This window comes from Microbacterium proteolyticum, assembly GCF_014192415.1.
In the GTDB taxonomy this organism is placed as follows: domain Bacteria; phylum Actinomycetota; class Actinomycetes; order Actinomycetales; family Microbacteriaceae; genus Microbacterium; species Microbacterium proteolyticum.
This window is the reverse complement of sequence record NZ_JACHXY010000001.1, coordinates 294,015-308,375: the sequence shown is the minus strand read 5'-3', so window position 1 is coordinate 308,375 and position 14,361 is coordinate 294,015. Positions and strand designations below refer to the sequence as shown.

15 protein-coding genes are annotated in these 14,361 nt (G+C 68.0%); 12 read left to right on the top strand and 3 right to left on the bottom strand.

Annotation, left to right across the window (positions count from 1 at the left end):
• Window positions 1-23: 23 nt before the first annotated feature.
• On the bottom strand, window positions 24-980 hold the full coding sequence (locus tag FHS07_RS16760) for an AraC-like ligand-binding domain-containing protein (protein ID WP_183418145.1): 957 nt from the start codon (window positions 978-980) through the stop codon (window positions 24-26).
• Between the two features lie 241 nt (window positions 981-1,221).
• Here FHS07_RS16760 and FHS07_RS01480 point away from each other — a divergent pair, with 241 nt between their 5' ends.
• A complete protein-coding gene (locus FHS07_RS01480; RefSeq protein ID WP_183418144.1) occupies window positions 1,222-2,475 on the top strand; it encodes an acyl-CoA dehydrogenase family protein in 1,254 nt (417 codons plus the stop codon).
• Between the two features lie 170 nt (window positions 2,476-2,645).
• Here the strand turns inward: FHS07_RS01480 and epsC are convergent, their stop codons facing one another.
• Together epsC and cysK are read right to left on the bottom strand one after the other, a co-directional pair.
• Entirely contained in the window at window positions 2,646-3,215 is a 570-nt protein-coding gene (gene epsC / locus FHS07_RS01475; protein ID WP_183418143.1) for a serine O-acetyltransferase EpsC, read from the bottom strand.
• 2 nt (window positions 3,216-3,217) lie between these two features.
• Window positions 3,218-4,156 carry a cysteine synthase A gene (gene cysK, locus FHS07_RS01470; protein ID WP_183418142.1) on the bottom strand — a complete coding sequence of 313 codons (939 nt, stop codon included), beginning with the start codon at window positions 4,154-4,156 and terminating at the stop codon, window positions 3,218-3,220.
• A gap of 99 nt (window positions 4,157-4,255) precedes the next feature.
• On the opposite strand from cysK, the gene prmC reads away from it, so the two are divergent.
• The 11 genes from prmC to atpD all read left to right on the top strand — a co-directional run bounded on the left by prmC (window position 4,256) and on the right by atpD (window position 14,361).
• Window positions 4,256-5,146 (top strand): peptide chain release factor N(5)-glutamine methyltransferase, encoded by an 891-nt coding sequence (gene prmC / locus FHS07_RS01465; protein ID WP_183418141.1) that lies wholly within the window; start codon window positions 4,256-4,258, stop codon window positions 5,144-5,146.
• A gap of 39 nt (window positions 5,147-5,185) precedes the next feature.
• Window positions 5,186-5,923, top strand: coding sequence for an L-threonylcarbamoyladenylate synthase (locus FHS07_RS01460; protein ID WP_183418140.1), 738 nt, complete (start codon window positions 5,186-5,188; stop codon window positions 5,921-5,923).
• On the top strand, window positions 5,920-7,095 hold the full coding sequence (locus FHS07_RS01455) for an MraY family glycosyltransferase (protein ID WP_183418139.1): 1,176 nt from the start codon (window positions 5,920-5,922) through the stop codon (window positions 7,093-7,095). Before FHS07_RS01460 ends, FHS07_RS01455 begins: the two co-directional genes overlap by 4 nt.
• A complete protein-coding gene (locus FHS07_RS01450) occupies window positions 7,092-7,580 on the top strand; it encodes a Cg1360 family ATP-synthase-associated protein (protein WP_183418138.1) in 489 nt (162 codons plus the stop codon). The genes FHS07_RS01455 and FHS07_RS01450 overlap by 4 nt, the downstream gene beginning before the upstream one ends.
• Before the next feature lie 310 nt (window positions 7,581-7,890).
• Window positions 7,891-8,610, top strand: a complete 720-nt coding sequence (gene atpB, locus FHS07_RS01445) for a F0F1 ATP synthase subunit A (protein WP_425488134.1) — start codon at window positions 7,891-7,893, stop codon at window positions 8,608-8,610.
• 44 nt (window positions 8,611-8,654) lie between these two features.
• Window positions 8,655-8,888, top strand: a complete 234-nt coding sequence (gene atpE / locus FHS07_RS01440) for a F0F1 ATP synthase subunit C (protein ID WP_043360904.1) — start codon at window positions 8,655-8,657, stop codon at window positions 8,886-8,888.
• 34 nt (window positions 8,889-8,922) lie between these two features.
• Window positions 8,923-9,483, top strand: a complete 561-nt coding sequence (locus FHS07_RS01435; protein WP_183418137.1) for a F0F1 ATP synthase subunit B — start codon at window positions 8,923-8,925, stop codon at window positions 9,481-9,483.
• Window positions 9,483-10,271, top strand: coding sequence for a F0F1 ATP synthase subunit delta (locus tag FHS07_RS01430; RefSeq protein WP_055958093.1), 789 nt, complete (start codon window positions 9,483-9,485; stop codon window positions 10,269-10,271). Before FHS07_RS01435 ends, FHS07_RS01430 begins: the two co-directional genes overlap by 1 nt.
• Before the next feature lie 62 nt (window positions 10,272-10,333).
• Window positions 10,334-11,965 (top strand): F0F1 ATP synthase subunit alpha, encoded by a 1,632-nt coding sequence (gene atpA / locus FHS07_RS01425; RefSeq protein WP_183418136.1) that lies wholly within the window; start codon window positions 10,334-10,336, stop codon window positions 11,963-11,965.
• 25 nt (window positions 11,966-11,990) lie between these two features.
• Window positions 11,991-12,890 carry a F0F1 ATP synthase subunit gamma gene (locus tag FHS07_RS01420; protein WP_183418135.1) on the top strand — a complete coding sequence of 300 codons (900 nt, stop codon included), beginning with the start codon at window positions 11,991-11,993 and terminating at the stop codon, window positions 12,888-12,890.
• 22 nt (window positions 12,891-12,912) lie between these two features.
• A complete protein-coding gene (gene atpD / locus FHS07_RS01415; RefSeq protein ID WP_055958085.1) occupies window positions 12,913-14,361 on the top strand; it encodes a F0F1 ATP synthase subunit beta in 1,449 nt (482 codons plus the stop codon).

The window sequence follows — 14,361 nt, the reverse complement described above, 5'->3', positions numbered from 1 at the left end:
GCGTAGGCGTGCGGCGGCGCGGTTCAGGCGTGCCGGGCGAGGTGCTCGCGGGGGGACTCGCCGAGATGGTGACGGAACGCCCGGTTCAGGTGCGACAGGTCGCTGAACCCCCACTCGGCGGCGAGATGCGTGAGCGTCGGGCGCCCCCGCGTGGTCAGCAGAGCCTCGGCGCAGCCGTGCACCCGGATGCGCATGACCGTCTGTCCGTAGGTGAGCGGCGCGTCTTCGTACAGCTGATGGAGCTTGCGTACCGAGATCGCGAAGTGCCGGGCGATGGCGCTCGGCGAGGTGTCGGCGTAGCGCACGTGCCGTTCCAGGTGGTGCTCGATGCTCCGACGCAGCGCGTGAGCGCCACCTGCCTCCATTCCCGGCGCGTCGGCGGGGCAGGTACGCGACAGAGCGGCGGTGAGCGAGGCGACCGCCGCTCCTGCGGCATCGGCTTCGGGTCCGCTCAGCGCGGGCGCCTGCGCCCATGCCGCACGCATGGTGTCGGCGACCACCGCCCCCAGACCGGAACCCGAGGAGTACGCGCGCGCGGTCATGTCCTCGCCGAGACGGCCGGGCACCTGTGCGGTCGGCACGCGGAACGAGATCGCACGCCACGGGTCGAGGTAGTCGAGGTCGAACGGGCGGGTGGCATCCACGATCGAGAACGTGCCCGGACCCGACATGCTGCGCCGGTCGCCCTGCGTCACGACGCACCGGCCGTTCAGCATGAGGTTGACGAACACGACCTCCTCCGTCACCCGGCGCACCTCGTCGGGGCCGTGGTGGATGACCTGTTCGCAGGTCTGGATCTCGGCGCCGTTGGACGAGCCGAAGGGGTGGGTGTCGACGCGGCCGTCGAGCCCCCGCTGGCTCCACGCGTCGCGCGAGCCGCGCGCGGCGGGACGCAGGGGCGTGAACGCCGCGCACACCACTTCGCGCCAGTACGCGTACTGCTCCGAGACGGGGCGGTCGATCGTGTTCCACCGGGGCACCGGCGGCCTCCCTTCCTGCGGCACTCGTCAGCCGCGCACTCCGCGGATGGTCGATGACGACAGCAGACCAACCCCGTGTTTCCCGCTCGGCCGTGGTCGGTTTCGGGGTGGTAACCAAGCGCGCACACCCGCAGACCCTGCACTCTCGTCCTGGTTCGACGGCACTGTCGTCCAAGATCGCGACGGATCCGCCCTGCGACGCTACCCAGACCTCACCCGAGAGAACTGGAGCGAATCACACATGCCCATCGATTTCACGTTGTCCCAGGAACAGCTCGGCCTCCGCTTGCAGGCCCGCGAGTTCGCCGACACCGTCTTGAGCGGTGTCGACGCCGCCATCGCGCCGATCCCCGACCCGCTCGGCCGATTCCGTGCGCTGAAGCCCTTCTACCAGCGGATGGTGGATGCCGGATTCGTGAAGGGTCTCATCCCGACCGAGAACGGCGGTCACCGTTTCACGAACCTGCAGTTCGCCCTCGCGTGCGAAGAGCTCGCCCGCGTCGAGATCAACACCCCCACCATCGTGCTGGGCACCGGCCTCGGGGTGTTCCCCATCATCACCGCGGGTACGCCCGAGCAGAAGGAACGCTTCCTCGCACCGTTCGTCGACGGGAGCCCGGCACTCGCGGCGATCGCCTTCACCGAAGCGGCGGGTGGGGCGAATTTCGACCACCCCGATCCGAGATACGGCGTGCAGACGTTCGCGGTGCGCGACGGCGACGAGTGGGTCATCAACGGACGCAAGGCCTACACGACCAACGCCTCGGGATGGGACGACCAGGGCGCCGACATCATCAGCGTGGTATGCCGGATCGACGACACCAAGCCGCCGGCGGAGTCGCTTGCGATCATCGTCGTCGAGAAGGGCACACCCGGTGTCGAGATCACCGGCATCATCGACACCTTCGGCCATCTCGCGACGAACTCGCCCGTGGTCGAGTTCACCGACGTACGTGTGCCGTTGTCGAACCTGATCGGCGCTCCCGGCGACGGCATGCAGCTGACCAAGGGCGCGTTCTCGTGGACCTGCTCGAGTATCGCAGCGGCCGCTGTCGGCAAGATGCGCCGCGCGTTCGAGATCTCCTACGACTTCGTCACGACCGAGAAGCGGTCGGGGAGCGTTCCGGTCATCGAGCACCAGAACGCCGGATACATGCTGGCCGACATCAAGACGCGCATCGAGGTCGGCCGCTATTTCGCATGGAAGGCCGCCGACCACTTCGACAAGACCGGCGGACGAGACCGGGAGCTGTCCAACATGGCCAAGATCTACAACTCCGAGCTGTCGGTGCAGACCGTCTACGACGCGATGCGCCTCGTAGGCGTCGACTCCTATGGGGACCGTTCGCACCTCGGCGGCATCATGCAAGACGTGCTGTGCCTGCCCATCTACGATGGCGGGAACATGGGGGTCAGGCGCCGGCACCTGCACGAGATGCTGCGCGAGCCCGGCTACGACCATCTCGCCGCGAGCGAGAACCGTCTCTCGGTCTGACACCTCCGCCGCGCGGAATCCCTGCTCTCGGGACTCGGGGACGCGACCATCCGCCTCGCGATGACCACGATCGCGAACACCGTGTCGCCCGCCTCGCGTCTCCGATCGCGCGGAGACCACGTCCTGCCCCGCGCGACCACCCGGAAGGGGAGTCGCGCGGGGCGGTGACGTCAGATCGAGTACTCCGGAGCGGTGAGCAGCGCCCGGGTGTCCTCGCCGTTCCGACGCGAGCGCGCGCGGGCGGGAACGCCGACCAGCACGCTGTCGTCGGGCGCGTCGCGGGTCACGACGGCGTTCGCCCCGACGGCGCTTCGCGCACCGATGGTGACCGGTCCGAGGATCTTCGCTCCCGCACCGACGGCGACTCCGTCGCCGAGGGTGGGGTGGCGTTTGCCGCCCTCGCGCTGCCGGCCGCCGAGGGTGACGCCGTGGTACAGCATCACGTCGTCACCCACCTCGGCTGTCTCGCCGACGACGACACCCATGCCGTGGTCGATGAAGAAGCGCCGCCCGATCGTCGCGCCGGGGTGGATTTCGACGCCGGTGAGCCAGCGGGTCACCTGCGACAGGGCCCGCGCCGGAAACCGCAGACCCCGCCGCCACAGACGGTGGGCGACGCGGTAGGACCAGACGGCGTGCAGGCCCGGGTACAACAGAGCGATCTCGAGCGCACTGCGCGCCGCGGGGTCGCGGAGTTTGGCGGAGGAGATGTCTTCGCGGATGCGGGAGAAGACCCCCACCGTCAGTCTTCGCGCAGGTGCTCGTACAGCGCCGTCGAGAGGTAGCGCTCGCCGTACGACGGGATGATCACGACGATGTTCTTTCCCGCGGCCTCGGGGCGACGGGCGACCTCGAGCGCTGCCCAGATGGCCGCACCCGACGACATGCCGACGAGGATGCCGTCTTTGGCGGCCGTCTCGCGGGCGAGGCGGATGGCGTCGTCGAATTCGACGTCGATGACCTCGTCGAGGATGTCGCGGTCGAGGATCGCGGGCACGAAGTTGGGACCGATGCCCTGGATCTTGTGCGGCCCGGGGTGGCCCTTGGTGAGGATCGGAGAGTCGGCCGGCTCGACCGCCACGATCTGCACGCCGGGGACCCGCTCCTTGAGCACCTGACCGACGCCGGTGATGGTGCCGCCCGTGCCGATTCCGGCGACGAAGTAGTCGACCTTGCCGTCGGTGTCGCGCAGGATCTCCTCGGCCGTCGTGCGGCGGTGGATGGCCGGGTTGGCCTCGTTCTCGAACTGCCGTGCCCAGACGGCACCCGGCGTCTCGGACACGATGCGCTTGGCCTCGTCGACGGCGTACGACATGCCCTTGGTGGGGTCGGTGAGCACGAGCTCGGCGCCGAACGCCTTGAGCAGGATGCGGCGCTCCTTCGACATCGAGGCGGGCATGGTGAGGATGACCCGGTAGCCGCGGGCCGCGCCGACCATCGCGAGGGCGATGCCCGTGTTACCGCTGGTGGATTCCACGATGGTGCCCCCGGGCTTCAATTCACCCGACGCCTCGGCCGCGTCGACGATCGCGATGCCCAGACGGTCCTTGACGCTGGAGGCCGGGTTGTAGAACTCCAGCTTCAGCAGGATCTGCGCTTCGGTCCCCTCCGCGACGCGGTTCAACCGCACGAGGGGGGTGTCGCCGAACGCGGAGGTGATGTCGGGGTGAATGCCGGGCATGGGGCGCCTTTCGCCGTCGGTCAGAACGCGATCATCCTAGGCGAGCCGTCCGGGGCCGGTTCTGTGTATGACGTCCCGCTACTAAGCTGGGGCCCCGTCATGCTCGAGACGCCCCCGCCCCCCATTTCCCACGCCCTCGTCGGCGACGTCGTCCGCGAGACCGCCCGCCGATTCGGAGTGGCCGGCATCCCCGATGCCCAGGTCGATGCCGAGCTGCTCGTGGCCCACGTGCTCGACACGTCGCGCGGGGGAGTGCAGGCCGCAGCCGTCCGCGGAGACCGGATGCCGCCCGCCGCCGCCGCGGCACTGGCCTCGCTCGTCGACCGGCGCTGCCAGCGCGAGCCGCTGCAGCACCTGACGGGTGTCGCACCGTTCCGCTCCCTCGAGTTGGCCGTCGGCCCGGGTGTCTTCGTGCCCCGGCCCGAGACAGAGATGGTGGCCCAGCTCGCGATCGACGCGCTCCGTGTCGTGGCATCCGAGTCCCCGATCGCGGTGGACCTCGGCACCGGTAGCGGGGCGATCGCCCTCGCGATGGCGACCGAGGTGCCCCACTCGCGCGTGTTCGCCGCCGAGAACTCGGTCGACGCCTTCATCTGGACCAAGCTGAACCATGCCCGCGTCGGCGCCGAGAACCTCACCCTCGCCTTCGCGGATCTCGCGGTCGCGTTCGCCGACCTCGACGGCACCGTGTCGGTCGTGGCCTCCAACCCGCCCTACGTGCCCGACGACGCCATTCCGCGCGACCCCGAAGTGCGCCTCTACGACCCGCCCGCGGCGCTGTACGGCGGTCCCGACGGACTGGATGCCGTGCGTCGGCTCAGTCAGGTGGGTCTGCGCCTCGCCCATCCCGGCGGCACCATCGTCCTCGAGCACGGAGAGTGGCAGGGCGAGGCGATCCGCGACATCCTGGCCGCCGACGGGTGGCGCTCGGCCGCCACGCACACCGACCTGACGACGCGCGATCGCGCGACGACGGCCGTCCGCCCGTGACCGCGGTCTCAGCAGGGCACGACTAGACTGACGCGCGACATGTCACCCGTCTACGACTGCCGTGACGAGTCGCAGCTGCTGTCCGGGATGCGCCACGCGCGTCAAGCGATCGGCCGAGGCGAACTCGTCGTGCTCCCTACCGACACCGTCTACGGAATCGCCGCCGACGCGTTCAATGCGCGCGCCGTTGCGGGACTCCTCGAAGCGAAGGGCCGGGGACGCCAGCAACCACCACCCGTGCTCGTGCCGGGGGTGGCCACGCTCCGTGCCCTCGTCGCAGAGATCCCGCCCGCCGTCGACGACCTCGTGCGCGAGTTCTGGCCCGGCGGGCTGACCATCGTCCTGCCCGCACAGCCCTCGCTCTCGTGGGACCTCGGCGACACCCACGGCACGGTGGCGGTGCGCATGCCCGCGCAGAAGCTGACGCTGGAGCTGCTGGAGGAGACGGGCCCCCTCGCCGTCTCGAGCGCGAACCTGACCGGCATGGCGGCCGCCGTCGACATCGACTCCGCCCGCGACATGCTGCGTGACAGCGTCGCGGCCTACCTCGACGCCGGCCCCAGCGAGACGGGCGTCGCCTCCACCATCGTGGATGCCACCACCCTGGTCGGCGGGTCCGAGCCCCAGGTGCGCGTGCTGCGCGAGGGTGCCATCTCGCGCGAGCGCCTGCGTGAGGTGCTGGGCGATCTGCTCGAGCCCGATCCGGAGGACGACGCCGTCGGTCCCGCCGTGCTTTCGGTCGAACCGTCGCCGGATTCCGAGGCGCCGGGTCCGTGACCCAGTATCTCCTCATCATCCTGTTCACGGCGGCGGTCACGCTCGCGCTGTCGTGGGTGGTGTGGAAGCTCGCGCTGCGGTTCAAGCTCTATCCCGGCATCCGGGATCGCGACGTCCATCAGACGCCGACGCCCCGTTTGGGTGGGGTGGCGATGTTCCTGGGGGTCGCCGCGGCATTCGCGCTGTCGAGTCGTAATCCCTACTTCGCGATCCTCTGGGCCGACCCGGTTCCGGTGCTCTCGCTCCTGGGGGCCGTGCTGCTCATCGTCCTCGTCGGGGTGGCGGATGACCTGTGGGACCTCGACTGGATGATCAAGCTCGGCGCACAGTTCATCGCCGCCGGCATCATCGCGTGGTTCGGGCAACTGCAGATCCTGTCGTTGCCGATCGGGGCGCTCACGGTCGGCTCGGGGTGGGTGAGCTTTCTGCTCACCGTCTTCGCGCTGGTGGTCGTGATGAACGCGGTCAACTTCATCGACGGCCTCAACGGCCTCGTCGCGGGCGTCGGTCTGATCGCCAACGGCGTGTTCTTCGCCTACTCCTACCTCCTCGTGCGCGACACCGGAGCCAGCACCTACTTCAACCTCGCCTCGTTCATCGCCGCCGTCCTCATCGGGGCATGCCTGGGCTTCCTCCCCATGAACTGGACGCCGGCGAAGCTGTTCATGGGCGACGCGGGCGCACTCATGCTGGGACTCCTCATGGCCAGTTCGGCCATCGCCATCACCGGTCAACTCGATCCGGCTGTGCTCGACCCCGAGAAGATCGGTCGTTCCCAGCTGCTGGGTGCCTTCATCCCGATCCTGCTGCCGGTCGTGATCGTGCTGCTGCCCCTGCTCGATTTCGGTCTGGCGGTCCTGCGACGTCAGTGGGCCGGCCGGTCGCCCTTCTCGCCCGATCGCAAACACCTTCACCATCGCATGCTCGACATGGGCCACAGCGACCGCGACGCGGTGCTCATCTTCTACAGCTGGACCGCCGTGGTCAGCCTGGCGTTCCTGCTGATGTACATCGGAACACAGCAGAGCTGGCCCGGCGATTACGTGATCGGCATCCTGTTCGGCCTCACCGGTGTGGCCGCCTGCGCCGTTCTGACCCTCCTTCCCTCACAGCATCGTCTGCGGCGATTGACCCGTCGTAGCAGACCCACCCGACCGGAGACCCCCTCATGAGCAGCGCCACGCCCGAAGCCCGCCGACCCCTCTCGAGTACGCCCGTGCTGCGCACCGCCCTGGTCTGGGGCGGGATCGTGACCGCCGCCCTGCTCGTCGCGGGGGCAGCCGTCGGCTTCGCCGTCGGGGGAGCACCCGGCCTCGGCAGCGCTCTGGCGGGAGTCGCCGTGAGCGCGATCTTCCTGGCCGTAACGGCGATCAGCATCCTGGTGGCGAACCGGTGGTACGGCGATCCGCTCTACGTCCCCATCTTCTTCGGGATCGTCCTCGGCGGCTGGCTGCTCAAGTTGATCCTCTTCATCGTCGCCATCGCCGTCCTGCGGGGGCAGGACTGGGTCGACCTCGTCGTCTTCTACGTCGCGCTCGTGATCAGCGTGCTGGCGTCCCTGGCGGTGGACGTCGTCGTGCTCATGCGCATGCGCATCCCCAGCGCGAGCGACGTTACGCTGCCCACCGACCCCGATGCCGGTGACCGCCGCGCATGAGGGCGCGGGGCGCATAGTCCACGACGGCGACCGCCGCGGCGTATTAGTCCGGCGGCGAGAGGATCCTCCTGCCCGACACGTGGACAGCCTGGGAGTTTGATAGGGTGGCATACGTACCCACCCGCGATCGGAACTCTTTTCCAGGTCTCCTCATCGGGTACCATCACCGACCATCGTCGCAACGGTTCACACCGATGCCCCGAAGCTGGAGCCAGCGCTGACTACTCAAGCTGCGACCCTGATCACGAACTTCGCGTCCGCGGGTGCCGAGTTCCACCCGCCGTCCATCTCGGAGTTCTTCCCCGATGCGGTGCTGTTCGAGGGCACGATCTTCGCGATCACGCGTATCAACCTCACGCAGATGCTGGCGACGCTGGCCCTCGTCCTCTTCCTCGTGCTCGGCACGCGGCGTATGAAGATCGTCCCCGGTCGCTTCCAGAGCATCGCCGAGATGGGCCTGGACTTCGTGCGCGTCAACATCGCCGAAGACATCCTGGGCAAGAAGGACGGGCGCCGGTTCCTGCCCATCCTCACCACGATCTTCTTCATGGTGCTGTTCATGAACATCACGGGTGTCATCCCGTTCCTGAACATCGCCGGTACCAGCGTCATCGCCGTGCCCATGCTGCTCGCGATCGTCGCGTACGTCACGTTCATCTACGCGGGCATCAAGAAGAGCCCCGGCGGCTTCTTCAAGAACGCCCTGCTGCCCTCGGGCGTGCCGTGGCCGCTGTACATCATCATCGTCCCGCTCGAGTTCCTCTCGACCTTCATCATCCGCCCCGTCACGCTGACGCTGCGTCTGCTGATGAACATGGTCGTCGGTCACCTCATGCTGGTGCTGTTCTTCTCGGCGACGCAGTTCTTCGTCGTCGGGCTCGGCGGCTGGTGGACGGCGCTCGGCGCCGGATCCCTCGCCTTCGGTCTCGCCTTCACCCTGTTCGAAATCTTCGTCGCCTTCCTCCAGGCGTACGTCTTCGCGATCCTCACCGCGGTCTACATCCAGCTCGCGGTCGCAGAAGAGCACTGAGCGGCCCGGCGCACGCCGAGCCACCCAACGAAAGGAAAAAACCCGTGGACGCAACTACGGTTCTCGCCCAGGTCACCGGTAACGTCGCCACGATCGGCTACGGCCTCGCCGCCATCGGCCCCGCCATCGGCGTGGGCATCGTCGTCGGCAAGACGATCGAGGGTGTCGCCCGTCAGCCCGAACTCGCGGGCCGCCTGCAGGTCCTGATGTTCATCGGTATCGCCTTCACCGAGGCGCTCGCCTTCATCGGTATCGCGACCGGCTTCATCTTCACCTGATCCGGCCGCTCTCGACTCACTGTAAGGAGACAGGATGCTGAACGCTCTTGTCACACTCGCCGCGGAGCCCGCGGGCGAGGAAGCGCAGAACCCGCTCCTGCCTGCCGCGTACGACATCATCTGGTCGGCGGTGTGCTTCGTCATCATCGCCGTCGTGGTGTGGCGTGTGGCTCTGCCGCGCATGGCGAAGCTGCTCGACGAGCGCAGTGCGGCCATCGAGGGCAACATCGCCAAGGCCGACGAGGCCCAGCGACAGGCCGAGGCCGCCCTCGAGGAGTACACCGCCCAGCTCGCCGAAGCGCGCAAGCAGGCCGGTGAGATCCGTGAGGGCGCGACGCAGGACGGTCGCAAGATCGTCGCCGAGGCGAAAGAAGCCGCTGCCACCGAGGCAGCACGCATCACCGCCAGCGCGCACGCGCAGATCGAGGCCGAGCGTCAGACGGCCCTCGTGCAGCTGCGTTCTGAGGTCGGTACCCTCGCGGTCGACCTCGCGGGCAACGTGATCGGCGAGACGCTGACCGACGACGCGCGTGCGAACGCCGTGGTCGACCGCTTCCTCGCCGAGCTCGAGGCCTCCGAGAAGGCGGCCAAGTAATGGGCAGCGCGACCACTCAGGCCCGAACCGCGACGACGGAGGCGTTGGCCTCCACGTCGGGCGTCGATCTCGACGTCGCGCGCGAACTGTTCGCGGCCGTCGCCGCCGTGAGCGGCTCGGCCCAGCTGAGCGGCGCGCTGTCCGACTCGTCGGTGCCGCCCGCCGTCCGTGCGGGTCTCGTGTCGGCGGTCTTCGGTCCGTCGTACCAGCCGGCAACGGTTGCGCTGCTCTCCAGCGCCGCACAGCAGCGCTGGTCGAACTCCGGCCAGTTCATCGAGGGGCTCGAAGAGCTCGCGGTGCAGGCGACCTCGGTCGCCGAGCCGGCCGACATCGAGGCGGAGCTGTTCGCCTTCTCGCGAACGGTCGCCTCGAACGGCGAGCTCGAGCTCGCGCTGGGCGGTCGCCTCGGCGGCGCCACGGCGAAGGGCGACCTCGTCTCGAAGCTGCTCGATGGACGCACCAGCGCCGGTACCGCGCTCATCGTCTCGTCGCTGGTGAAGCACGCCCGCGGTCGCCGCGTGCGCGCCCTGCTGCGCCGGGCCGAGCGCATCGTCTCCGACCAGCGCGCACGCATCGTCGCGACCGTGTACGCCGCCGCCCCGCTGAGCGACGACCAGCAGGCCCGCCTGCAGAACTCCCTCAGCGCGCGATACGGCTCAGCGGTCACGCTGAACACCGTGATCGACCCGACGGTGCTCGGCGGACTGCGCGTGCAGGTCGCCGATGACGTCATCGACGCGAGCGTGTCCGCACGTCTCGCCGATCTCCGCCAGCGGATCGCCGGCTAAAGACTTTCCGCCCGAGCGGGCGTGGATCTGGGGGCCGAGTGCCCCACGAACGAAGGAAGACAATGGCAGATCTCTCTATCAGCCCCGACGTCATTCGTGACGCGCTGAAAGACTTCGTCACCGCCTACGAGCCCAACGGCGCTGCGGCGACCGAGGTCGGCGCCGTCGTCGACGCGGCCGACGGCATCGCGCACGTCGAGGGCCTTCCCGGCGTGATGGCCAACGAGCTCATCCGCTTCGCGAACGGCACGCTGGGCCTGGCTCAGAACCTCGATGAGAACGAGATCGGTGTCGTCGTGCTCGGCGAGTTCTCCGGCATCGAAGAGGGTCAGAGCGTCACCCGCACGGGCGAGGTGCTCTCGGTCGGCGTCGGTGACGGCTACCTGGGTCGCGTCGTCGACCCGCTCGGAAACCCGATCGACGGTCTCGGCGAGATCGCGACCGAGGGTCGTCGTGCACTGGAGCTCCAGGCTCCCGGCGTCATGCAGCGCAAGAGCGTGCACGAGCCGCTGCAGACGGGCATCAAGGCCATCGACGCGATGATCCCGGTCGGACGCGGACAGCGTCAGCTGATCATCGGCGACCGCCAGACCGGTAAGACGGCCATCGCGATCGACACGATCATCAACCAGCGCGCGAACTGGGAGTCCGGAGACGTCAACAAGCAGGTGCGCTGCATCTACGTCGCGATCGGGCAGAAGGGTTCCACCATCGCCTCGGTGAAGGGTGCCCTCGAAGACGCCGGCGCGATGGAGTACACCACCATCGTCGCGGCACCGGCCTCCGACCCCGCCGGCTTCAAGTACCTCGCCCCCTACACCGGTTCGGCCATCGGCCAGCACTGGATGTACGGAGGCAAGCACGTCCTCATCATCTTCGACGACCTGTCGAAGCAGGCCGAGGCCTACCGTGCCGTGTCGCTGCTGCTCCGCCGCCCGCCGGGTCGCGAGGCGTACCCCGGTGACGTCTTCTACCTTCACTCGCGCCTGCTCGAGCGTTGCGCGAAGCTGTCCGACGAGCTCGGTGCGGGTTCGATGACGGGTCTGCCGATCATCGAGACCAAGGCCAACGACGTCTCGGCGTACATCCCGACCAACGTGATCTCGATCACCGACGGCCAGATCTTCCTGCAGTCCGACCTGTTCAACGCCAACCAGCGTCCCGCGGTCGACGTGGGCATCTCGGTCTCCCGCGTGGGTGGCGACGCCCAGGTGAAGTCGATCAAGAAGGTCTCGGGCACGCTGAAGCTCGAGCTGGCCCAGTACCGCTCGCTCGAGGCGTTCGCGATGTTCGCGAGCGACCTCGACGCCGCGTCGCGTCGTCAGCTCGCCCGTGGCGCGCGTCTGACCGAGCTGCTCAAGCAGCCGCAGTACTCGCCCTACCCGGTCGAGGAGCAGGTCGTCTCGATCTGGGCAGGTACGAACGGCAAGCTCGACACGGTCGAGGTCTCCGACGTGCTCCGCTTCGAGCGCGAGCTGCTCGACTACCTCCGTCGCAACTCGACGGTGCTCGACACCCTGCGCGAGACCAACGTGCTCGGCGACGACACCCTCGCCGAGCTCGAGAAGCACGTCGATGCCTTCTCGAAGGAGTTCCAGCCCGGCAAGGACCAGAGCGTCGTGGGCGCCGAGAAGGTCGAGGCCGCCGGGGCGGAAGACGTCAACCAGGAGCGGATCGTCAAAGGCCGTCGCTGAGTAGCGACGACACGAGAACGGAATCATGGGCGCACAACTGCGGGTCTACAAGCAGAAGATCTCTTCTGCTCAGACGACCAAGAAGATCACGAAGGCGATGGAGCTCATCGCGGCCTCTCGCATCCAGAAGGCGATGGCGCGTGTGCGCGCGGCGTCGCCCTTCGCGAAGGCCGTGACGAACGCCGTCTCCGCCGTGGCGACGTACTCGTCGGTCGACCACCCCCTGACGACCGAGCGCGAGAACATCCGCCGATCGGCCGTGGTCATCTTCACGTCCGACCGCGGTCTCGCCGGCGCGTTCAACTCGCAGATCCTCCGCGAGGGTCTCGAGCTGTCCGAGTTGCTGCGGTCGCAGGGCAAAGAGGTCGTCTACTACCTGGTCGGACGCAAGGCCGTCGGATACTTCCAGTTCCGTCGTATGCCGAGCGTCGCGCAGTGGGTGGGCGACACCGACACCCCGCAGTTCTCGACCGCGGAAGCCATCTCGGATGCCGTCCTCGAGGCGTACCGCGCCGGCGGCGAGAACGATGGGGTCGACGAGATCCACCTCGTGTACAACCGTTTCGTCAGCATGATGACCCAGTCGCCGGAGTCGGTTCGACTTCTTCCCCTCGAAGTGATCGAGGCGGACGAAGCGCCGGCCCAGTCCGAGGTCTACCCGCTGTACGAGTTCGAGCCCGACGCCGAGACCGTGCTCGACGCGCTCCTGCCGACGTACGTGCAGAGCCGCATCTTCAACGCCCTCCTGCAGTCGTCGGCCGCGAAGCACGCCGCGACCCAGAAGGCCATGAAGTCGGCGAGCGACAACGCCGACAAGCTCATCACCGACTACACCCGCCTGCGCAACAACGCGCGTCAGGCGGAGATCACGCAGCAGATCGCCGAGATCGTCGGCGGCGCCGATGCCCTGGCATCCGGCAAGTAAGTTCCCAAGGAGAGAAGAAGCCATGAGCCTCACCGCCGAGAAGACCGACGCAGCCGTCGTCGGACGCGTCGCGCGCGTCACCGGCCCGGTCGTCGACATCGAGTTCCCGCATGACGCGATCCCCGAGATCTACAACGCGCTGAAGACCACGATCACCATCGGTGACCAGTCGACCGAGATCACCCTCGAGGTCGCCCAGCACCTCGGTGACGACCTCGTACGCGCCATCTCGCTCAAGCCCACCGACGGCATGGTCCGCGGTCAGGAAGTGCGCGACACCCGCGGCCCCATCTCGGTGCCCGTCGGCGACGTGACCAAGGGCAAGGTGTTCGACGTCACCGGTGAGGTGCTCAACGGCGTTCCCGGTGAGACCATCGAGGTCACCGAGCGCTGGGGCATCCACCGCAAGGCTCCGAGCTTCGACCAGCTCGAGTCCAAGACCGAGATGTTCGAGACCGGCATCAAGTCGATCGACCTTCTGACCCCCTACGTGCAGGGTGGAAAGATCGGCCTCTTCGGTGGCGCCGGTGTCGGCAAGACCGTCCTCATCCAGGAGATGATCCAGCGCGTCGCGCAGGACCACGGTGGAGTGTCGGTGTTCGCCGGTGTCGGTGAGCGCACCCGTGAGGGCAACGACCTCATCGCCGAGATGGAAGAGGCGGGCGTCTTCGACAAGACCGCCCTCGTGTTCGGCCAGATGGACGAGCCGCCGGGAACGCGTCTGCGCGTCGCCCTGTCGGCCCTGACGATGGCGGAGTACTTCCGCGACGTGCAGAAGCAGGACGTGCTGTTGTTCATCGACAACATCTTCCGCTTCACGCAGGCCGGTTCCGAGGTCTCGACGCTGCTGGGCCGCATGCCCTCGGCCGTGGGCTACCAGCCCAACCTCGCCGACGAGATGGGTGTGCTCCAGGAGCGCATCACCTCGACGCGTGGCCACTCGATCACGTCGCTCCAGGCCATCTACGTGCCTGCCGACGACTACACCGACCCGGCCCCGGCGACGACCTTCGCGCACCTCGATGCGACCACCGAGCTCTCGCGTGAGATCGCGTCGAAGGGTCTGTACCCGGCCATCGATCCGCTGACGTCGACGAGCCGCATCCTCGACCCCCGCTACATCGGTGCCGACCACTACCGCGTGGCGACCAACGTGAAGCAGATCCTCCAGAAGAACAAGGAACTGCAGGAGATCATCGCCATCCTCGGTGTCGACGAGCTCTCCGAAGAGGACAAGATCGTCGTGTCGCGTGCACGTCGCATCCAGCAGTTCCTCTCGCAGAACACCTACATGGCGAAGAAGTTCACCGGTGTCGAGGGCTCCACGGTCCCGATCAAGGAGACCATCGAGTCGTTCGACGCGATCGTCAAGGGCGACTTCGACCACGTCGCAGAGCAGGCGTTCTTCAACGTCGGTGGCATCGCCGACGTCGAGGCCAAGTGGGCGCAGATCCAGAAGGAGAACGGCTGA